At 64.7% G+C, this 18,708-nt stretch carries 18 protein-coding genes; 7 read left to right on the forward strand and 11 right to left on the reverse strand.

Annotated elements, in window-relative coordinates; translation table 11 throughout:
* Window positions 1-2: 2 nt before the first annotated feature.
* Window positions 3-1,022 (reverse strand): TRAP transporter substrate-binding protein, encoded by a 1,020-nt coding sequence (locus tag JJC00_RS20835; protein ID WP_200467838.1) that lies wholly within the window; start codon window positions 1,020-1,022, stop codon window positions 3-5.
* A gap of 454 nt (window positions 1,023-1,476) precedes the next feature.
* Here JJC00_RS20835 and JJC00_RS20840 point away from each other — a divergent pair, with 454 nt between their 5' ends.
* Complete coding sequence (locus tag JJC00_RS20840; protein WP_200467839.1) at window positions 1,477-2,712, forward strand: M24 family metallopeptidase; 1,236 nt, start codon at window positions 1,477-1,479, stop codon at window positions 2,710-2,712.
* Here JJC00_RS20840 and JJC00_RS20845 read toward each other — a convergent pair.
* Window positions 2,669-3,481, reverse strand: a complete 813-nt coding sequence (locus JJC00_RS20845) for a hypothetical protein (RefSeq protein WP_200467840.1) — start codon at window positions 3,479-3,481, stop codon at window positions 2,669-2,671. The genes JJC00_RS20840 and JJC00_RS20845 overlap by 44 nt on opposite strands.
* A gap of 199 nt (window positions 3,482-3,680) precedes the next feature.
* Between JJC00_RS20845 and JJC00_RS20850 the strand changes: the two genes are divergently transcribed.
* Complete coding sequence (locus JJC00_RS20850) at window positions 3,681-4,253, forward strand: helix-turn-helix domain-containing protein (RefSeq protein WP_200467841.1); 573 nt, start codon at window positions 3,681-3,683, stop codon at window positions 4,251-4,253.
* 29 nt (window positions 4,254-4,282) lie between these two features.
* Here the strand turns inward: JJC00_RS20850 and JJC00_RS20855 are convergent, their stop codons facing one another.
* From JJC00_RS20855 to JJC00_RS20870, 4 genes are all read right to left on the reverse strand, one after another.
* Entirely contained in the window at window positions 4,283-4,948 is a 666-nt protein-coding gene (locus JJC00_RS20855; protein WP_200467842.1) for a methionine ABC transporter permease, read from the reverse strand.
* Window positions 4,938-6,044, reverse strand: coding sequence for a methionine ABC transporter ATP-binding protein (locus JJC00_RS20860; protein ID WP_246773865.1), 1,107 nt, complete (start codon window positions 6,042-6,044; stop codon window positions 4,938-4,940). Before JJC00_RS20860 ends, JJC00_RS20855 begins: the two co-directional genes overlap by 11 nt.
* Before the next feature lie 246 nt (window positions 6,045-6,290).
* A complete protein-coding gene (locus JJC00_RS20865; RefSeq protein WP_200467844.1) occupies window positions 6,291-7,766 on the reverse strand; it encodes a DASS family sodium-coupled anion symporter in 1,476 nt (491 codons plus the stop codon).
* 107 nt (window positions 7,767-7,873) lie between these two features.
* Window positions 7,874-8,680 carry an enoyl-CoA hydratase/isomerase family protein gene (locus tag JJC00_RS20870; RefSeq protein WP_200467845.1) on the reverse strand — a complete coding sequence of 269 codons (807 nt, stop codon included), beginning with the start codon at window positions 8,678-8,680 and terminating at the stop codon, window positions 7,874-7,876.
* Window positions 8,681-8,803: 123 nt separating this feature from the next.
* Between JJC00_RS20870 and nthA the strand changes: the two genes are divergently transcribed.
* Genes nthA through JJC00_RS20885 form a run of 3 tightly spaced genes read left to right on the forward strand, consistent with a single transcriptional unit; the run spans window position 8,804 to window position 10,472 of the window.
* Window positions 8,804-9,439, forward strand: a complete 636-nt coding sequence (gene nthA / locus JJC00_RS20875; protein WP_200474179.1) for a nitrile hydratase subunit alpha — start codon at window positions 8,804-8,806, stop codon at window positions 9,437-9,439.
* Window positions 9,436-10,095, forward strand: coding sequence for a nitrile hydratase subunit beta (nthB, locus tag JJC00_RS20880; RefSeq protein ID WP_200467846.1), 660 nt, complete (start codon window positions 9,436-9,438; stop codon window positions 10,093-10,095). The genes nthA and nthB overlap by 4 nt, the downstream gene beginning before the upstream one ends.
* Window positions 10,095-10,472 (forward strand): nitrile hydratase accessory protein, encoded by a 378-nt coding sequence (locus tag JJC00_RS20885; protein ID WP_200467847.1) that lies wholly within the window; start codon window positions 10,095-10,097, stop codon window positions 10,470-10,472. The genes nthB and JJC00_RS20885 overlap by 1 nt, the downstream gene beginning before the upstream one ends.
* 106 nt (window positions 10,473-10,578) lie before the next feature.
* Here the strand turns inward: JJC00_RS20885 and queC are convergent, their stop codons facing one another.
* Window positions 10,579-11,292 (reverse strand): 7-cyano-7-deazaguanine synthase QueC, encoded by a 714-nt coding sequence (gene queC, locus JJC00_RS20890; protein WP_200467848.1) that lies wholly within the window; start codon window positions 11,290-11,292, stop codon window positions 10,579-10,581.
* Window positions 11,293-11,418: 126 nt separating this feature from the next.
* On the opposite strand from queC, the gene mazG reads away from it, so the two are divergent.
* Both mazG and JJC00_RS20900 read left to right on the forward strand, forming a co-directional pair.
* On the forward strand, window positions 11,419-12,237 hold the full coding sequence (gene mazG, locus JJC00_RS20895; RefSeq protein ID WP_200467849.1) for a nucleoside triphosphate pyrophosphohydrolase: 819 nt from the start codon (window positions 11,419-11,421) through the stop codon (window positions 12,235-12,237).
* A gap of 14 nt (window positions 12,238-12,251) precedes the next feature.
* Window positions 12,252-12,710 (forward strand): GNAT family N-acetyltransferase, encoded by a 459-nt coding sequence (locus JJC00_RS20900; protein WP_200467850.1) that lies wholly within the window; start codon window positions 12,252-12,254, stop codon window positions 12,708-12,710.
* A 49-nt stretch (window positions 12,711-12,759) separates the two neighbouring features.
* Here the strand turns inward: JJC00_RS20900 and hflX are convergent, their stop codons facing one another.
* The 4 genes from hflX to JJC00_RS20920 form a co-directional block, all read right to left on the reverse strand.
* Window positions 12,760-14,139 carry a GTPase HflX gene (gene hflX, locus JJC00_RS20905; protein WP_200467851.1) on the reverse strand — a complete coding sequence of 460 codons (1,380 nt, stop codon included), beginning with the start codon at window positions 14,137-14,139 and terminating at the stop codon, window positions 12,760-12,762.
* Window positions 14,140-14,150: 11 nt separating this feature from the next.
* A complete protein-coding gene (gene hfq / locus JJC00_RS20910) occupies window positions 14,151-14,399 on the reverse strand; it encodes an RNA chaperone Hfq (RefSeq protein ID WP_007591126.1) in 249 nt (82 codons plus the stop codon).
* Between the two features lie 247 nt (window positions 14,400-14,646).
* Window positions 14,647-16,017, reverse strand: a complete 1,371-nt coding sequence (locus JJC00_RS20915; protein ID WP_200467852.1) for a sigma-54-dependent transcriptional regulator — start codon at window positions 16,015-16,017, stop codon at window positions 14,647-14,649.
* 17 nt (window positions 16,018-16,034) lie between these two features.
* Window positions 16,035-18,470 (reverse strand): sensor histidine kinase NtrY-like, encoded by a 2,436-nt coding sequence (locus JJC00_RS20920; RefSeq protein ID WP_200467853.1) that lies wholly within the window; start codon window positions 18,468-18,470, stop codon window positions 16,035-16,037.
* Window positions 18,471-18,708 lie beyond the last annotated feature (238 nt).

The following is an 18,708-nucleotide window of genomic DNA, read 5'->3' on the forward strand; positions in this document are numbered from 1 at the left end:
CGTTACGACAGCTTGCCGACGGCCTTCTCCAGGAGGTCCCAGGCCTGGTCGCCATACTTGCCCTTCCACTCGGCATAGAAGCCGGCAGCGCGCAGCTTGTCGCGGAACGGCGCGACCGCGGGCTGGTTGAACGTCAGGCCCTTGCCCGCGAGCTCCTGCTGGAGATTGGCGTTGAGCTTGGCGGTATCCTCGCGCTCCCTGACGGCGGCGGCGTTGATGTTCTTGGCGACGATGGTGCGCACGTCTTGTGGGAGCTTTTCCCAGGCGCGGCGGTTGGCCAGGAACCAGAAGCCGTCCCACATATGGTTGGTCAGCGAGCAGTATTTCTGCACCTCGTAGAGCTTTGCCGTCGAGATGATCGCCAGCGGGTTCTCCTGGCCCTCGACGATCTTGGTCTGGAGCGCGGAATAGACCTCGGCGAAATTGATCGAGGCGGGCGCGGCGTCGAATGCCTTGAACATCGAGGTCCACAGCGGTGACACCGGCACGCGGATCTTGAAGCCCTTGAAATCGTCGGGGCTCGTGATCGGCTTGCTCGACGACGTGGTCTGGCGGAAGCCGTTGTCCCAGATCTTGTCCATGACTTCGAGGCCGGCCTTTTTGATTTCGCCGCGCACGAAGGCGCCGAGGTCGCCGTCCATGGCCTTCCAGACAGTGTCATAGTCCGGGAACGCGAAGCCGATGCCGTTGATGGCGGCCGTCGGGACCAACGTCGCCAGGATCAGGCCGGAGAGCGTGAAGAACTCGACGCCGCCGGAACGGATCTGGCTCAGCATGTCGGTGTCCGAACCGAGCTGGTTGTTCGGAAAGATCTGGAGGTCGAACTTGCCGTTGGTCTCGCTCTTGATCGCAGCCGCCATTTCCTTGGCGCGGGCGTTCATCGGGTGCGAGTCAGGCAGGTTGTTGGCGTATTTATAGGTGAACTCGGCAGCCTGGGCACGGGCCACATAGGGTGCGCCGACACCGCCAAAGACGGCGGTCGCGGCGGAGGCCTTGAGAAGCGTGCGGCGGGAAAAGCTCATGGGTCTGCTTCCTCGGAAGGTTTGTTTTTGTTGTGAGACGCAAACCTATACGGACGGAAGGCTCGAAGGTCATCTGCGATCTCGCGGAGCTCGCTTATTGCAGCCGGACAAGGTCGCGGCAATATCGGCTTTCGACAGATGGGGCCGGATGCAAAAACTGAAAAACAACCCCATGCACAGTAGCCGGCAAGAGCTGAGACGACGCTCGATGGCCAGTCCGAAAACTCGCTCCAGCGAAGGCGTGATGGCAGGACCTTCGCCTAAATAACTGATCCAATTGAACATAAATATATTCCATAATATACCTTATGCGAATTAGGGGTATGAGGGTATGCAGATCAGACCGGATCATTCCGAGGCTACCAGAGCCCCGCTTCCGGCTCACACTTGTGCCAATGAGCGTCAGGCAAACGCACGCGGCGGCCTGATCCGCTCCAGCATTGGGAGTTTCGTCATGCAGGAGAACGTCACGCATGCGGCCAGTTCGCGCGCCATTCCGTTCGACGCCGCCAAGCTCGACCGCCTGATGGAGGGTGCCGGCCTCGACGTGCTGATCGCGATCTCCAAGCACAATGTGCAGTACTTGCTCGGCGCCGAGCGCGCGATCTTCTTCGACTACATGGATGCCCTGGGCGTCAGCCGCTATCTGCCGGTCCTGGTCTATCCCAAGGGCGCGCCCGAGAAAGCCGTCTATGTCGGCCACCGGCTGGAGACCCACCAGCGTGCCGTAGCGCCGCCCTGGGTGCCTCAGGTCCGCACCGAGTCCAACGGGTCGGTGGATGCGGTAACGCGCGCCGTGGCGTTGATCCGGGACGTCGGAGTGCCGCTCAAGCGGGTCGGGGTCGAGATGGCGTTCCTGCCGATGGACGCGGGACGGGCGCTAGCCGACGCCCTGCCCGGCGCCGAGCTCAAGGACGCGCTGCTGGTGCTCGAGCGCTTGCGGGCGGTGAAGTCGGCCGATGAGCTGGCGAAACTGAAGACGGCCTCGGAGCTCGTGATCGCGTCCATGCTGGAGGTGATCGCCGGACACGGTCCGGGCACAACCAAGCAGCAATTGAGCGATGCGCTGCGCATCGCCGAAGCCAGGCGCGGGCTGACCTTCGAGTATTGCCTGCTGGCCTGCGGCAGCAGCCACAACCGGGCGCCGTCGGCGCAGCGCTGGGAGCAAGGCGACGTGCTGTCGCTCGATTCCGGCGGCAATTATCGCGGCTATATCGGCGACCTCGCGCGCATGGCCGTGCTGGGCGATCCCGACGCTGAACTGAAGGACTGTCTGGCCGAGATCGAGGCGGTCCAGCGCGCCGCTTTTGCCGCGGTCCGGCCGGGGGCCCTGGGTGGCGAGATCTATGTCGCGGCCGAGCGGCAACTCAGCCGGATCAGCCAGCGCGGCTGCACCGATTTCCTGGCCCACGGCATGGGCCTTGTCAGCCACGAGGCCCCTCGCCTGACCGCCAAGGGGCCGATTCCCTACGACGACACCGATGCGCGACTGCCGCTTGAGCCCGGCATGGTCGTGTCGATCGAGACGACGATGAAGCATCCCAAGCGCGGCTTCATCAAGCTCGAGGACACGGTCGCGGTGACGGCAACCGGCCATGAGATATTCGGTGAAGGCGGCCGAGGGTGGAATCTTGGCGGCGGCGGTTCTAGCGCAGCGGCAGCAGCTCCAGCTGGCTCTGCGCCTTCTTGACGGCCCCCGCGAACCAGCTCTGGCTGGGTGCTTCCTTGGCGAAACACTTGGTGTAGGCGTCCATCGCCCGGTCCTCCTTGGCCGTGGAATCCTGCGGGACCTTTTTGGCCACCATCTGCTTCCAGACCTTTTCACAGGCCGGGATCTCGGCCGTCTTGATGGCGTCGGTTGCGGCGAGGAAGAAGACCTTGTCGCCCAGGATCGCGACCACGTCGATCTCGAGCGGCGGCCCCTTCAGGTCGCCATTGCCGCGAACGCCGAGCACGGCGACCGCAGCGCTCGCGGACGCGGGCTTGGCGATGGGGAGTTCCGCGTATTTGGCGAAGGCTGAGTCCTGGATCGCCTGGTAGTAGAAGCGGTCCGACCTGAACGCCGCATCGATCTCCTGCGGCATGCCATCCTTGCTGTGCTCGCGCAGCCAGTGCCTGAGCAGCGATGTCGTGGTCACCACCGCCTGCTGCTTGTCGCCTTCCGTGGCGAAGCCGAGCCCGTCGAGATGGCCGAAGCCCGAGTCGCCTTTGAACAGCGTGTCGGCGTTCGACTTGCCATCGGCCGGCAGCCCCTTGATCGCGACGGGGCCCACCAGGCCACGCAGCACCCCGGTCAGCTCGTCGAGCGCCGCATCGTGCTGCTTATACGTCTCGTCGTTCTCCTTGGCCTTCGAGAATTTGGCGATGTAGCGGTCGCGCAGATCGAGATAGTGCTGCTCGGACGTCGCGGCGTGTGCGGGCGTGAAGGCGAGCAGGCAGAGCAAGGCGAGCGATCTCATTGCGATGTCCGGAAGGTTGGCGCGACACCAGTCTTGGTGGCGCTGCCGGGCTGGAAGGTTCATTCCCAGCGACCCGCCCTGCTCGACCGAGAACGAATCCTTCACCATGGCTTGCGCGTTTGATTGAGCCCAGGGAACCCGAGAGGTAAAATCGGCTGCAGATGTTTCAGCGAGTGCTGGGCATCCGGGGGCGACGTCCATGACCGAATTGCGCGCTGCGACCAGGCAATCCACGGCGAGGACCGGGATCATCGAGTTTGACGGCGCCAGAGGCACGGTGAGCATTCCCTGCACCATCGCTGATGTCTCCGGCACCGGCGCGCGGCTGAAGCTCGATTGGTCGCTGGCGTTTCCGAAAGAGGCCACGCTGGTCTTTGCCGACGGCTTGCGGAAGACCTGCCGCGTGGCCTGGCAGAAGCGCCGGCTGCTCGGTGTCGCGTTCGCCGATGGCGTCGCGAGCGCGGACGAGCAGGCGCTTATGATGACTGAGGAAGAACAGGCTCTGCACAGGCAGCACATCGGCGCCCGGGTCAAAGGCGCGCGCGAGACGCGTGGCTATACCGAGGCCCAGATTGCGAATCTCGTTGGTGTCTCGCCCGAGTTCGTCGCGCGCGCCGAAAACGGCGAGATCAGCATCCCGATCCACCAGCTCACCCACTTGGCCGATCTGCTGCTGGTCGATCTCGATTCGCTCGTTGCGGGGCCGGCGTCGATTGCAATGCCGCCGGCTGAGCCAGGCGTGCACGCCTCTACCGAGGCCCTCCTCCGTTAGCGGCGCGCCAGGCTGGCTGCCTGATTTTGTCAGCGGTGCCGCAGCCGGCGGTTGACCCGGCGCGCCAGATAATCGCCCGCGCTCTGGACGAGCTGCACCAGCGCGATTAGCACGACCACGACGGCCAGCATCATCTCCGGCATGAAGCGCTGATAGCCATAGCGGATGCCGAGATCGCCGAGGCCGCCGCCTCCGACGGCGCCGACCATGGCGGAATAGCCGAGCAGGCTAACGACCGCGAGCGTCAGCGCCAGCAGCAGGCCGGGCAGTGCCTCGGGGATCAGCACCTTGAATACGATCTGGATCGGGGAAGCCCCGAACGAGGACGCGGTCTCGATCAGGCCGCCATCGACCTCACGGATCGCAGCTTCGACCAGGCGCGCGATGAAGGGCGCCGAGGCGATGGTCAGCGGCACGATCGCCGCGGTCGAGCCGATCGAGGTGCCGGCGATGAGCCGCGTAAAGGGGATGATGGCAACGACCAGGATGATGAAGGGCGTCGAGCGCGTCGCATTCACGACCATGCCGAGCGCGGCGTTGACGGCCGGTGCCGCGAACAGCTCGCCCTTCCGGCTGGTCGCCAGGAACACGCCGAGGGGCAGGCCGAAGACGGTGCCAAGCGCCGCCGCGACCCCAACCATGAACAGGGTTTCACCGGTGGCCTGGATGATGAGATTGATGAGTTCAGGCGACATAGCCGAGACGCTCCGCCGAGACTTGATATTGAGAGAGCCAGACCAGCGTGCGCGTCGCCGCGCCGTCGCCGCCGGGAATGCCGAGCACCAGCGATCCCACATGCTGGCCGCCGATCTCGTCGACGCGCGCCGAGAGCAGCGAGACGTCGAGGCCGAGCTCGCGGGCGAGCCGCGCGATCAGCGTGTCGCCGGCTCCAGCCCCGCACACTTGGACGCGGATCACGGCGTGGCTGCCCGGCTCCTGCACGATCCGGCTTGCCAGCGAGACCGGCAGGCTGTCGCCGGTGACCTCGGCCAGGAAGGACTGCGTGATCGGATGCTTCGGGTGGGTGAAGATATCAGCGACGTGGCCGCTCTCGACGACATGGCCGGCATCTAACACGACGACTTCCTTGGCGAGCTGGCGCACCACGGACATTTCATGGGTGATCAGCACGATGGTCACCCCAAGCTCGCGGTTGATGTTGGCGAGCAGATCGAGGATGGCGCGCGTGGTCTGCGGATCGAGCGCCGACGTCGCTTCGTCCGACAGCAGCACGCTCGGCCGCGTCGCCAGCGCGCGGGCAATGCCGACGCGCTGCTTCTGGCCGCCGGAGAGCTCTGACGGATAGCGATCGTGCTTGTCGGCGATCCCGACCAGTTCAAGCAGCTCAGTCACGCGCGCGCGGATGTCGGCTTTTGACCAGCCGGCGATCTCCAGCGGCAGCGCGATGTTGTCGGCGGCGGTGCGCGACGACAGCAGGTTGAAGTGCTGGAAGATCATGCCGATCGAACGCTGCGCGAGCCGCAAGTCCCGTCCCGTGAGCGCCGAGATATCCTTGCTATCGACGACGACGCGGCCCGTTGTGGGCTTCTCCAGCCCATTGATCAGCCGAACCAGGCTCGACTTGCCGGCGCCGGAGCGGCCGATCACGCCGGTGATCGAACCGCGCGCGATCGCGAAGTCGATACCTTCCAGCGCATTGACGCCGGGCTTGCCGCGATAGGCCGGATAGGTCTTCGAGATGTTCTCGAAGCGGACCATCGCCTCCGGCTCAGCCGCGGCGTCTCGGATCTCGACCGGCTCTCCGATCACCAGCGATGGGTGCGCATTCATGGCAGCGGCTTTCATGCACGATATTTAGCTCGTCCGCCCGGAAGGCGCACGAGAACCAGGCCGCTATCCAAGCGACGGGGTGGAACATTGGCAGGCGCTCAACGGCGACGCTGCACTGCAGCACACCATCGCCTTTTCCGGTCTTTCTTGCAATTTCAGATATTTGCGGGGAGTTGGGCGAAGTTTTCCCAATCCCCCGCGTCAGAAGAAAATTCGTCTGCCGAGGGTATCAGCCCGCCGCAGGGCTCACCGGACCATTGCCAACCAGGGCAGCACGATCAGCAGCAGGCCCGCGAAATAGAGCACTCCGAAGGTCAGACCAAAGCCCCAGAACTGGCCCTTCCCGATATAGCCGCTGCCGTAATACATCGGCGCCGGTCCCGTGGCGTAAGGCGAGATCACACCCATCAGGCCGAGCGAATACATGCAGAGCATCGCAAGCGTCGTCACCGGCAGATCGGGAATGCCGGAGCCGACCGCGAGCACGACAGGCAACACGGCCGCTGCGTGCGAGGTGATGCTCGAGAAGAAATAGTGGATCCAGAAGAACAGGGCGACCAGCAGGATCATCGCGGTCGACGGTGATAGCCCCGTGAGCGGCTTGGCGAATTCATTGGCGAACCATTTGATGAAGCCGATCTCGTTCAGTCCCGAAGCCAGCGTCAACAGCGAGGTAAAATAGAAGAACACCTCCCAGGCGCTCTTCTCGCTGACGATGTCGGCAAACTCGATCACGCCGGTGACCAGCATCAGCGAGATCACGATAAAGACGACGGTCGTGGCATTGACGAAGTTCGAGCCCAACACCGGCACGTGGATGTCAGGGCTCGAGCCCGCGATCCACAGGAACATCGCCAGCACGATCAGCGCCAGCATGATCCACTCGTTGCGGGACATCGGGCCCATCTCCGCGAGCTCCTTGGCTGCCCATTCCGAGATCTCGGGGCTGCGCTTCACTTCGGGCCGGCAGATCGCGTAGCTGAGCAGCGGCACGATGATCATCAGCAACAGGCCGAGCGGGGCAAAGCCGATGAACCACTGGCCCCAGCTCACATCGACGCCGACCGTCTTCTTGGCGATCGCGAGCGCGGCTGCGTTTGGCGCCAGCGCGGTGAAGAACAGCGAGCTCGTGATCGCCGTCGCCGCGAACGCGGTCCACATCACATAGGTGCCGATCTTGCCGGCGGTCGCCCCCGGCTCGGAGCCGTAGATGCGCGGGATGTTGCTGATGATGGGATAGACGATGCCGCCGCTGCGCGCCGTGTTGGACGGCGTCGCCGGCGCGAGCAGGAAGTCGGACATCGCGACCGCATAGCCGAGGCCGAGCGTGTTGGTGCCGAGGCGCCGCACCAGCACCAGCGCGATGCGCCGGCCGAGCTGGCTCTTGCGATAGCCGATCGAGAACACGAAGGCGCCGACGATCAGCCACACCGTGCTCTCGGCGAAGCCCGCCAGCATCCAGCGCAGCGATTTGTTGGGATCGGCATCGATATAGCCGCCGACGCCCGCGACTGTCAGTCCGATCAGGCCGACCGCGCCGACCGGCATCGATTCCAGGATCAGCCCGGTGATGACGGCCGCGAACACGGCAAAATAGTGCCACTGATTGACGTTGAGACCTGCCGGCACCGGCCACAGATAGATCGCGAGCCATACCACCAGCGGCGCGATCAGTTTCCAGCGAAAGCCTTTCGCCTCAGGTGCCTGCGAACTGGCGGTCATGCGCCCGCCCCCTCAATTGTCTTCGTGTCGTGCGGCCCGTTGGCCGGGCCATTCTGTCCCCGCGCGGCGTATACGGATTGTCTGTGGCTTGATCAATGGGCCGGAATCTACCGTCCCCGGAACCGTGGCTTGCGACGGCCCAGGAACGCCTCGACGCCCTCCTTGTGGTCTTCGCTGAGGCTCGCCAGGGCGTACTGGTCGACATCCATGTGGCTGGCGAGATCGTCCAGCGCGTGCGCGAGCCGGTTGACGGTCAGCTTGGTCATGGCGACCGAGAGCGGCGGCTGCGCGGCCACCTTGCGGGCCAACTCCATGGCGGCATCGAAGGCATAGCCGGGGCCAACGACCTGCTCGACCAGGCCCCATTGATAGGCCTCATCAGCGGAGATGCGCTCGTCGGCCAGGATCACCGCCTGCTTGGTGCGGGCAGGTCCGATCAGATGCAGCATGCGCGGGATGCTCTGCCAGCTCATGTTCATGCCAAGGCCGATCTCGGGCACGCGCAGATGCGCGTCGCTGCCCATCACGCGGAAGTCGAGCGCGACCGCCAGCGCGACGCCGCCGCCGATGCAAAAGCCCTCGATCGCCGCGATCGTGATCTGCTCCATCTCCTGCCAGGCGCGCGTCAGGCGCGGCCCGAGCTTGAGATGCCGTCGCAGCGCGCCGAGATCCATCTCCTCGCGCGAGCGCCCTTCGGCATCCTTCAAATCGAACCCTGCGCTGAACGCGCCCGAATTGCCTGTGAGCACCACGACTGATGTCGCTGCATCGTCCTCGAAGCTGCGTGCGGCTGCGGTGAGCTGGCGCAGCGCCTCCGGCGACAATGCGTTGATGCCGTCATGACGGTCGAACCGCACCACCGCGATCCGCCCCTCGGGCCCAAGGCCCTTCTCGATCTTGACGAAGTCTTTCATGGGGCGTCTCCAAAGCTGATTTTCGCCCGAGCGTAGCGCACAAACGGCGTCACGAATACGTGGCTGAATTGCGCTGCAACGAAGGCTCGACAGGACAGGACCATGCGCTTAATCTTTCGCGCCATGAGCCACGATCACGACCACCATCATCACCACGACCACGATCATTCGGAATTGTCGGAGACTGAGCTGCGCGTGCGCGCGCTCGAGACGATTCTGACCGAAAAAGGTTACGTCGAGCCGGCCGCGCTCGACGCCATTATCCAGGCCTACGAGACCAAGATCGGCCCGCATAACGGCGCGCGGGTCGTTGCCAAGGCCTGGACCGATCCAGCGTTCAAGACGGCGCTGCTGGAGGACGGCAGCAAGGCCATCGGCACGCTCGGCCATGTCAGCCGCGTCGGCGACCATCTCGTCGTGGTCGAGAATACGCCGCAACGACACAACATGATCGTGTGCACGCTGTGCTCCTGCTACCCCTGGGAAATGCTCGGCCTGCCGCCGGTCTGGTACAAGGCCTCGCCCTACCGCTCTCGCGCGGTCAAGGACCCACGCGGCGTGCTCGCTGATTTCGACGTGACGCTGCCGAAGGACGTGGAAATCCGGGTCTGGGATTCCACCGCAGAGACACGCTTCCTGGTGCTGCCGATGCGCCCTGCAGGCACCGAAGGCTGGAGCGAGGAGCAGCTTGCCGACCTGGTCACGCGCGATTCCATGATCGGCACTGGCTTTCCGAGGACGCCCGGAGCCCCGTCGTGAACGGCGTCCACGACATGGGCGGCATGGACGGGTTCGGCAAGGTCGAGCCCGAGCCGAACGAGCCGATGTTCCACGAGGCGTGGGAGTCCCGCGTGCTGGCCATGGTGCGCGCGATGGGCGCGGCCGGCGCGTTCAACATCGACACCTCGCGCTTCTATCGCGAGACGCTGCCGCCGCATGTCTACCTCTCCAGCTCCTACTACAACAAGTGGTTCCTCGGTCTCGAGGAGATGCTGATCGAGAAGGGCTACCTGACCCGCGAGGAAGTCGCGGCCGGCCATGCAATGCAGCCCGGCAAGGCGCTGAAGCACGGCAAGTTCGATCTCGCCAACGTCGAGCGCATCATGGTGCGCGGCAAGTTCGCCCGGCCAGCAGCTGCGCCCGCCAAATTCAGTATCGGCGATCGCGTGCGTGCGAAAAACATCCATCCGATCGCGCACACGCGATTGCCGCGCTATGTGCGCGGCCATGTCGGCGTGGTCGAGCTCAACCACGGCTGCCACGTGTTTCCGGATTCGGCGGCGATGGAGCTCGGCGAGAACCCGCAATGGCTCTACACGGTCGTGTTCGAAGGCCGCGATCTCTGGGGCGCAGATGGTGATCCGACGCTGAAGGTGTCGATCGACGCGTTCGAGCCGTATCTGGACCCGGTGTGATGAGCAGCGATGCTGCTGCCGCCGCGACGGCAGCCGTTCCGAGCATTCCGCGCGATGACGACGGCCCGGTGTTTCGTGCGCCCTGGGAGGCGCACGCCTTCGCGATGGCGCTGACGCTGCATGACCGCGGCGTATTCACCTGGCCGGAATGGGCCGCAGCCCTCGCGGACGAGATCAAGCGCGCGCAGGCCGCCGGCGATCCTGACACCGGCGAGACCTACTATCTGCACTGGCTCGCCACGCTTGAGGGCCTCGTCGCACGCAAGGGCGTCGCGTCGATGGACACGCTGCATCGCTATCGCGACGCCTGGGACCACGCGGCGGACCGCACGCCGCACGGCAAGCCGATCGAGCTGCGGCCGGAGGATTTTGGGTAGCTCGCGCTCCACCCGTCATTGCGAGCGAAGCGAAGCAATCCAGAATCTTTCCGCAGCGGCAGTCTGGATTGCTTCGTCGCAAGAGCTCCTCGCAATGACGGTGGAGCTACCTCCCCGCTACAAACTCCCGCCACCCCTTCGCCCGCAAACTGCACGCCGGGCACTCCCCGCACCCATAACCCCAATCGTGCTGCGCGCCACGCTCGCCGAGATAACACGTGTGCGACTGCTCGCGGATGAGATCGACCAGCCCCGCGCCGCCGAGATCGTGCGCCAGTTTCCACGTCGCCGCCTTGTCGATCCACATCAGCGGCGTGTGCAGCTCGAACTTGCGGGCCATGCCGAGCGAGAGCGCGGCCTGCATCGCGCGAATGGTGTCGTCGCGGCAATCGGGATAGCCGGAATAGTCGGTCTCGCACATGCCGCCGACGATGTGGGTGATGCCGCGCCGGTAGGCCAGCGCCGCGGCGAAGGTCAGAAACACCAGATTGCGGCCTGGCACGAACGTGTTGGGCAGGCCGTCAGCACCCATCTCGATCGCCACATCGCGCGTAAGCGCGGTCTCGGACACGGCGGCCAGCGTCGGGATCGACAGTGTATGGCTCTCGCCGAGCTTTGCGGCCCAATCGGCGCGCAAGCCCTTGATGCCCTCGAACAGCCGGTCGCGGCAGTCGAGCTCGACGGCGTGGCGCTGGCCGTACGCGAAGCCAAGCGTCTCCACGCGCGCGAAGTGGCTCAGCGCCCAGGCGAGGCAGGTGGTGGAATCCTGGCCGCCGGAGAACAGCACCAGCGCGGTTTGTGATGAAAATGCGTCACTCATGGCCTGCGCTTTAGCACTGCCGAGCAGGTCCGCCAATCGGTGGAAATCGGTCTGTTCCGCATGCCGCCGCTGGGAACGGCGGCCCGCTTTTGGCATAAGGTTTTGGACCCAGGAGACTGCCCCGCAATGACCCCTTCCCGCGACATTTCCCGCCTGATCGAGATCATGGCGGCGCTGCGCACGCCGGTGACTGGCTGCCCCTGGGACCTCGAGCAGAATTTCGCGACCATCGCGCCCTACACGATCGAGGAAGCCTACGAGGTGGTCGACGCCATCGACCGCGGCGATCTCGATGACCTGCGCGAGGAGCTCGGCGACCTCCTGCTGCAGGTGGTGTTCCACGCCCAGATGGCATCGGAGCAGAACGCGTTTGCGTTCGGCGACGTCGTCGAGGCCATCACGCGAAAAATCATCCGGCGCCATCCCCACGTCTTCGCCGACAAAGACGGCAATCTCGCCTCCTCCCACGTCAAGGAAGTCTGGGACCGCATCAAGGCCGAGGAGAAAGCCGAGCGCGCCGCGCACCGGCCGCCGGAGGCGACGCCGCCGCACAAATCGCTGCTGGCGGGCGTCAAGTCCGGCCAGCCCGCGCTGGCCCGCGCCATGGAGCTTCAGCGAAGGGCCTCCACCGTCGGCTTCGACTGGAACGACCCGCGCGCGGTGCTGCAAAAGATTCGCGAGGAAGCCGACGAGATCGAGGCTGCGCTGGATCGCAACGACAAACAGGAGATCGCGGAAGAGACCGGCGATCTGATGTTCGCCCTCGTCAACCTCGCCCGCCACGTCGACGCCGATCCGGAAGCCGCACTGCGCGCGACCAACGCGAAGTTCGAGCGGCGCTTTGCCTATATCGAGCGGGCGCTGGAGGCGCGGGGACGGACGCTGGAGCAGGCCTCGCTCGCGGAGATGGACGCATTGTGGAATGCGGCGAAGACCGCTACCTGATACGAGGGCACGCAATGGACTTCAGGCAGGACGATCCAACGGCACCGTATGTCGCCGACTTGTTGGCGCATCATCTGGAAGAGCTGCGCAGTGTCATGGGCGAACACGCGCAGGCACTCGATGCGAGCGGCCTTTCAGCTGCGTCCGTGACGTTCTGGACCGCCTGGCACAACGATGAGCTGGCCGGCTTCGGGGCCTTGAAGCAGCTGGATGAGACGCATGGTGAAGTAAAGTCAATGCGCGCCGCGCCCACGGCGCGGCGGACCGGAGCCGGGCGCGCCATTCTGAACCACATCATTGCTGAAGGCCGCAAGCGAGGTTATGCGCGTCTCAGCCTGGAGACCGGGACTGCGCCGCTGCACGTCCCTGCCGTTACGCTCTACCGCAGCGTCGGCTTCGTTTCCTGCGCACCGTTCGCGGACTATCAGGCGAGCCCGCACAACCAGTTTCTGAGCCTCGACCTGTTGAGGTGATTTGCCCGGTGCGTTGCCCAAGCGCAGCGCAATCTCCGGGATACGAGGATCACGCCACGCGCGGCACGGCGTCGAACCTGTTCACCAGGATATCCCGCTTGGTCTCGTCGACCCTCACGGTCATATCGAAACGGCCGTCGTGCAGCTCTTTTGCCAGCACCTCGGAATTGCGATGCAGCCAGGAGATGCCGGCGCCGTCGGCGGCGTCGATGGAGAGGTCGAGCGTGGTGCGTTTTGCGGCGAGCCGCTCCTCGATCGCGCTGAGCAGCGCATCGATCCCCTCACCCGACACGGCGGAGACCAGCATGGCCGGATGATCCTCCGGCCTGCGGGCTGCGATGTTCAGGAGCTCTTCGCGCTGTTCGGAATCGTAACGGTCGATCTTGTTCCAAACCTCGATGATGCGGCCTGAGTCATCGGGGTTGATACCGAGCTGGCGCAGCACCGCATCGACGTCGCTCTGCTGCGCCTCGGCATCCTCGTGCGAGATGTCGCGCACATGCAGGATGACGTCGGCCTCCAGCACCTCTTCCAGCGTGGCGCGGAAGGCGGCGACGAGTTGCGTCGGCAGATTGGAGATGAAGCCGACGGTGTCCGACAGCATCGCCTTGCCGCCGTGCGGCAGCGTCAGCGCGCGCAAGGTCGGATCGAGCGTGGCGAACAGCATATCGGCGGCCTGCACGTCGGCGCGGGTCAGGCGATTGAACAGCGTCGACTTGCCGGCATTGGTGTAGCCGACCAGCGCGACGACGCGATACGGCACGCGCAGGCGTCCAGCGCGATGCAGCCGCCGCGTCGCCTGCACCTTCTTCAGCTCGCCCTCGAGCTTGGAGATGCGCTCCTGGATCAGGCGGCGGTCGGCCTCGATCTGCGTCTCGCCGGGACCGCCCATGAATCCGAAACCGCCGCGCTGGCGCTCCAGATGGGTCCACGAGCGCACCAGGCGGGAGCGCTGGTAATTGAGATGGGCGAGCTCGACCTGAAGCGAGCCTTCCTTGGTCTTGGCGCGCCGGCCGAAGATTTCGAGAATCAGCCCGGTGCGGTCGAGCACCTTGGCGTGCAATTCCTTCTCGAGATTGCGCTGCTGGATCGGCGCCAGCGCGCAATCCATCACGACGAGCTCGACGTCGAGGCTCTTGGCCAGCGCGGCGATCTCCTCGACCTTGCCCTTGCCGATATAGGTCGCGGGCCGGATCTGGCTGATCGGCGCGATGATGGCGTCGGCAACGACGAGGTCGATCGCGCGCGCGAGGCCGGCGGCTTCGTCGAGCCGGGCCTCGGCGTCTCGTTGGACATGGCTCTCCGATTGCGCGTCGGCACCGCCCGCGCGCACGCGCAAATAGGGGCCGATGACAAGCACCCGCCCCGTCTGCTTAGCCCCTGCCGACCGCGGACGATCGGCATCCCCGTCAAAATTCCGGGGTTCCAATCAGATCACTCTCAAGCCGGCTGATCCTCGCCGCCTTCGAACAGCTGGATCGGAGCGCCCGGCATGATGGTCGAGATCGCATGCTTGTAGACGAGCTGCGAATGACCGTCGCGCCGAAGCAGCAAACAGAAATTGTCGAACCAGGTCACGATGCCCTGGAGCTTCACTCCGTTGACCAGAAAGATCGTCAGTGGCGTTTTGGTTTTGCGAACGTGATTGAGGAAGGTGTCCTGTAGGTTTTGTGCGCGGTCTGCCGCCATTGTTTTTTTCTCGCTTTGAGTTTCTTTTTATTGCGCCGGTCGTGACCCTGTTTTCAAAATTGAGGCCTTCTTCCGGTTGCCGTTTCCCATGAGATCCCCCTCGGAGGAACAGCAGGTCGATTAGAGGGCAGGACGGCTTATTAGGCAAGCTGCTTCACGCGGCAAGCCATGCGGATTTGCCCCGAAAAACTACGGAAATAGATGATTTTCCTCGCGTATCCCTAAGGTTCGGCCGCGGCGTCGGGCGCTAGCCGACGCCGAGCGCCTTCAACTTTCGGTGCAGCGCCGAACGTTCCATGCCAACAAACTCGGCCGTGCGAGAGATATTTCCCGAGAAACGGCTGATCTGGGCAATCAAATAGTCGCGCTCGAACACTTCGCGGGCCTCACGCAGCGGCAGGCCCATGATGTGCTCGCCATTGTTGCTGGTCGGCATCGCCGGCACCATCGAGCCGACATCCTGCGGCAGCATGTCGGCGGTGATGATCACCTCCGGTCCGCCCGCGGCCAGAATCATGACTCTCTCAACGTTGTTGCGGAGCTGGCGCACATTGCCCGGCCAGACATGCGATTGCAGCACCGCCATCGCGTCCTGCCCGATCTGCCGCTTGGGCAGGCCGCTGCCGGCCGAGATCTGCTCCATGAAATAGTCGATCAGCTCCGGAATGTCCTCGCGACGCTCGGAGAGCGCGGGCACGCGGATCGGCACCACCGAGAGCCGATGATAGAGGTCCTCGCGGAAATGGCCGGCCGCGATCTCCTCCTCGAGGTTGCGCGCGGTCGACGAGATGATGCGAACGTCGACCTGCACCTTGGCGGTGCCGCCGACGCGCTGGAACGACTGCTCGACCAGCACGCGCAAAATCTTGTTCTGGGTCTCGCGCGGCATGTCCGCGATCTCGTCGATGAACAGCGTGCCGCCATGGGCTTCTTCGAGCGCACCCGCCTTGCGCGGCTGCTCGCCGTTGGACTGCTCGACGCCGAACAGCTCGTGCTCCATCCGCTCCGGAGTGATCGCGGCGGCATTGATGACGACGAAGGGGCCGTCGGCGCGGCCCGAGGCCGTATGTAGCGTGCGCGCGGTCAATTCCTTGCCGGCACCGGCAGGGCCGACGATCAGGATGCGGCTGTTGGCCTTGGCCGCACGCTCGATAGTCTGGCGCAACTGGTTGACACTCGGGGAACGGCCGACGAGCTGGCTTGCGCTCGGCGCGAGCTGTTTCAGCTCCTTCACCTCGCGCTTGAGCCGCGAGTTTTCCAGCGCGCGGTTGGCGACCAGGATGAGGCGATCGGCCTTGAACGGCTTCTCGATGAAATCATAGGCGCCGCGCTTGATCGCGGCGACCGCGGTCTCGATGTTGCCGTGGCCGGAGATCATCACGACGGGCAGGTCGGCATTGTCCTTCTTGACCTGCTCCAGCAGCTGTAAGCCGTCGAGCTTGGAGCCCTGCAGCCAGATGTCGAGGAACACGAGGTGCGGCCTGCGATTGGCGATTTCGGCCAAGGCCGAGTCGCTATCGCGCGCCGTTCGCGTGACAAAACCCTCGTCTTCGAGGATGCCCGCAACGAGATCCCGAATATCGGCCTCATCATCGACAATCAGAATTTCACTTGCCATGGGTCGCGCCTGTCTTGTCAGTTGCCTGTTGAGGCTTCGATCTTCGTTGAATCATTGGTCTTTTCAGCCGGCTCTTTGGTTTCGGCCGTCGTCTCTTTTGTTTCCGGCGACGTGACGGAATCCGCCTTGATATCCGCCGTGGTTGCGTCCTTGGTCGCCACCTCGGCTGCTTCCTGCGCCGGCTCCTTGACTGCCGGGGCCTGCTCGGCCCCCTCGCCCTTCGCGGGAGTCCCTGAGATCGCAAAGCGCATCCGCATCCAGGCGCCGCGCTGGCCTTCGCGGAAGTCGGAGGCGTCCTTAAGCTCGATGCGGCCGCCATGGTCTTCCAGCACACGGCCGACGATGGCAAGGCCAAGGCCGGTGCCTTTGGCGCGCGTCGTCACATAGGGCTCGAGCAGCCGCGAGCGCGCCACCTTGGGCAGGCCGATGCCGTTGTCGATGACGTCGATCAGCACATCCTCGCCCTCGCGCGAGACCACGACGTCGATGCGGCCCTTGCCACCGTCCTTGGCCAGCTCTTCCGGCGGCACCTGCTCGATCGCCTCGGTGGCGTTCTTGACGATGTTGGTGACCGCCTGCGAGATCAGCCGCCGGTCGAACTGGGCGCGCAGCGGATCGTCCCTGAACTCGGCCTCGATATCGAGCTCGGGATGGGCGACCTTCATCAGGAACACCGCCTGCCGCACGGTGTCGGCGACGTCCTCGCCTTCCATCACGGGCTTCGGCATCCGCGCAAAGCGCGAGAACTCGTCGACCATGCGGCGGATATCGTCGACCTGGCGCACGATGGTATCGGTGCACTGCTCGAAGATCTGCTTGTCCTTGGCCTCGGTGATGTCCTTGCCGAACTTGCGGCGGATGCGCTCGGCCGAGAGCTGGATCGGCGTCAGCGGATTCTTGATCTCGTGGGCGATGCGGCGCGCGACATCGCCCCAGGCCGAGGTGCGCTGCGCGGACACCAGCTCGGTGATGTCGTCGAGCGTGATGATGTAGCTGTCGTGCGGCTGGTTTTTCTCGGCGCTGACGCGCACTGAAAGATTTCGCTCGGTGCCGTCGCGCGTGATCGTGATCTGGCCCTGCACCAGGCGCTGGGTCCCTTCCCGCGACGTCTTCATCATCTCGTCGAGCTCGGGCAGCACGTCGGAGAGCGAATGGCCGAGCGTCTCGGCCTCGGAGTGCCCGATCAGCTTCTCGGCGGAGCGGTTGAGGATGCCGACGCTGCCCGAAGTATCGACGCCGATGATGCCGGCGCTCGCCGAGGACAGCACCGCTTCGATGAAGCGGCGGCGGCTGTCGATGAGGTCGCTGGCGTTGACGAGCTCATCGCGCTGGCTGCGCAATTCCTGCGTCATCTTGTTGAAGGTCTCACCTAACTGGGCGAGATCGCCTTCCGACTGATGCACGGGCACCTTCACATGGAGGTCGCCGGTCGAGACGGTGTGGGCCGCGTTCATCAGCCGCCGGATCGGCGCCACCAGCGAGTTGGCGAAGTTGAGGCCGATCAGCACCGAGGCCATCAGGATGGTCAGCGCGATCACCGCAAACATCAGCGCAAACGCCACCTGGATGCCAAGCCGGCGCGACTCGATCTGGGCATATTCGGCGACGCTGATCTCGGTCTGCTTGAGCTGACTGACGACCTTCGGATCGAGCGGCCGGGCGACGTACAGGAACGTGTCGCTGAAGGCGCGCAGGCGGATCACCGCCGCGACGTAGCTCGCATCCGGCAGCACCGCGATCTCGGGCTCGTTCTCGTTGACGTTGCTGAGGAAGTCGGGCGCCGGCGGCGAATAGGCCAGTCGCATACCCGTGTCGGCGGATTCGAGAATGTTGGTGTTCTTGTCGATGATCATCGCGCCCGGCAGATTGCGGGAGCCCGCGCTGGCGGTGAGCAGCTCGCGGAACGACCGGCGATCCTGGTCGTAGAGTGGCCGGGCATGGGCGATGTCATTGGCCATGCCGATGATGTCGCCGCGGATCAATTGCGCATGGTCCTGCATATAGGCCCGCGCGATATCCAGCGAGTTCTGAATGACTTCCTTGGTCGGTCCCGAGAACAGCCGGTCGAGACCGCGTTCGAGGGTGACGTTGGCGACGACGGAAACAAGCACCGCCGGCAGCACCGCGACGATCGAGAACAGGCTGACGATCTGGACATGCAGGCGCGCCGCCGCCCTGCCCCGCCGCCGTGCCAGGATCAGCTGCCAGAGCTCTCGCACGATGATTCCGACCAGCAGCAGGATCGTGCCCGCATTGATCAGGTAGAACGAGCGGACCACCTCCGGCGTCGGATCGATCCTGGTGAGGCCGGTCAGGACCAGGAAGGTCAGGAGGCCCGACAACAGCGCCAGCGCCACCGCAAACGGCACCAACCAGCGCCGCACCGACCAACGCCGGGGCTCTTCCGCTGGGGCCGTGTCAAAGGATGCGGCCGAGGTATCTGCGCTGGTCATTCCGGCAATGGGGTGCTGAAAACGGGTCCGCGATCGGCGGCTACTGATGTATTCGTACCACATTGTTGCCGAGACGCGACAGTGTCAAATCGCCTTGGCAATTCAGTGGCTTACCAATTTCAACTTCTTCTTTTGGCCATGTTTGACCAAAACGGGAAACTTGGACTCGGAGGCTCGCGCCTCTTGTCTCGCGTGGCGATTTACGGCCCGGCATTGTGACGAGAGCGAGGGCTACGGA

It is taken from the genome of Bradyrhizobium diazoefficiens (assembly GCF_016616885.1).
In the GTDB taxonomy this organism is placed as follows: domain Bacteria; phylum Pseudomonadota; class Alphaproteobacteria; order Rhizobiales; family Xanthobacteraceae; genus Bradyrhizobium; species Bradyrhizobium diazoefficiens_F.

What these genes read in the sequence shown, in the direction of transcription:
- JJC00_RS20835 (WP_200467838.1), bottom strand. Translation starts at nt 1,022, where the DNA reads ATGAGCTTTTCCCGCCGCACGCTTCTCAAGGCCTCCGCCGCGACCGCC.
- JJC00_RS20840 (WP_200467839.1), top strand. Translation starts at nt 1,477, where the DNA reads ATGCAGGAGAACGTCACGCATGCGGCCAGTTCGCGCGCCATTCCGTTC.
- JJC00_RS20845 (WP_200467840.1), bottom strand. Translation starts at nt 3,481, where the DNA reads ATGAGATCGCTCGCCTTGCTCTGCCTGCTCGCCTTCACGCCCGCACAC.
- JJC00_RS20850 (WP_200467841.1), top strand. Translation starts at nt 3,681, where the DNA reads ATGACCGAATTGCGCGCTGCGACCAGGCAATCCACGGCGAGGACCGGG.
- JJC00_RS20855 (WP_200467842.1), bottom strand. Translation starts at nt 4,948, where the DNA reads ATGTCGCCTGAACTCATCAATCTCATCATCCAGGCCACCGGTGAAACC.
- JJC00_RS20860 (WP_246773865.1), bottom strand. Translation starts at nt 6,044, where the DNA reads ATGAATGCGCACCCATCGCTGGTGATCGGAGAGCCGGTCGAGATCCGA.
- JJC00_RS20865 (WP_200467844.1), bottom strand. Translation starts at nt 7,766, where the DNA reads ATGACCGCCAGTTCGCAGGCACCTGAGGCGAAAGGCTTTCGCTGGAAA.
- JJC00_RS20870 (WP_200467845.1), bottom strand. Translation starts at nt 8,680, where the DNA reads ATGAAAGACTTCGTCAAGATCGAGAAGGGCCTTGGGCCCGAGGGGCGG.
- nthA (WP_200474179.1), top strand. Translation starts at nt 8,804, where the DNA reads ATGAGCCACGATCACGACCACCATCATCACCACGACCACGATCATTCG.
- JJC00_RS20885 (WP_200467847.1), top strand. Translation starts at nt 10,095, where the DNA reads ATGAGCAGCGATGCTGCTGCCGCCGCGACGGCAGCCGTTCCGAGCATT.
- queC (WP_200467848.1), bottom strand. Translation starts at nt 11,292, where the DNA reads ATGAGTGACGCATTTTCATCACAAACCGCGCTGGTGCTGTTCTCCGGC.
- mazG (WP_200467849.1), top strand. Translation starts at nt 11,419, where the DNA reads ATGACCCCTTCCCGCGACATTTCCCGCCTGATCGAGATCATGGCGGCG.
- JJC00_RS20900 (WP_200467850.1), top strand. Translation starts at nt 12,252, where the DNA reads ATGGACTTCAGGCAGGACGATCCAACGGCACCGTATGTCGCCGACTTG.
- hfq (WP_007591126.1), bottom strand. Translation starts at nt 14,399, where the DNA reads ATGGCGGCAGACCGCGCACAAAACCTACAGGACACCTTCCTCAATCAC.
- JJC00_RS20915 (WP_200467852.1), bottom strand. Translation starts at nt 16,017, where the DNA reads ATGGCAAGTGAAATTCTGATTGTCGATGATGAGGCCGATATTCGGGAT.
- JJC00_RS20920 (WP_200467853.1), bottom strand. Translation starts at nt 18,470, where the DNA reads ATGACCAGCGCAGATACCTCGGCCGCATCCTTTGACACGGCCCCAGCG.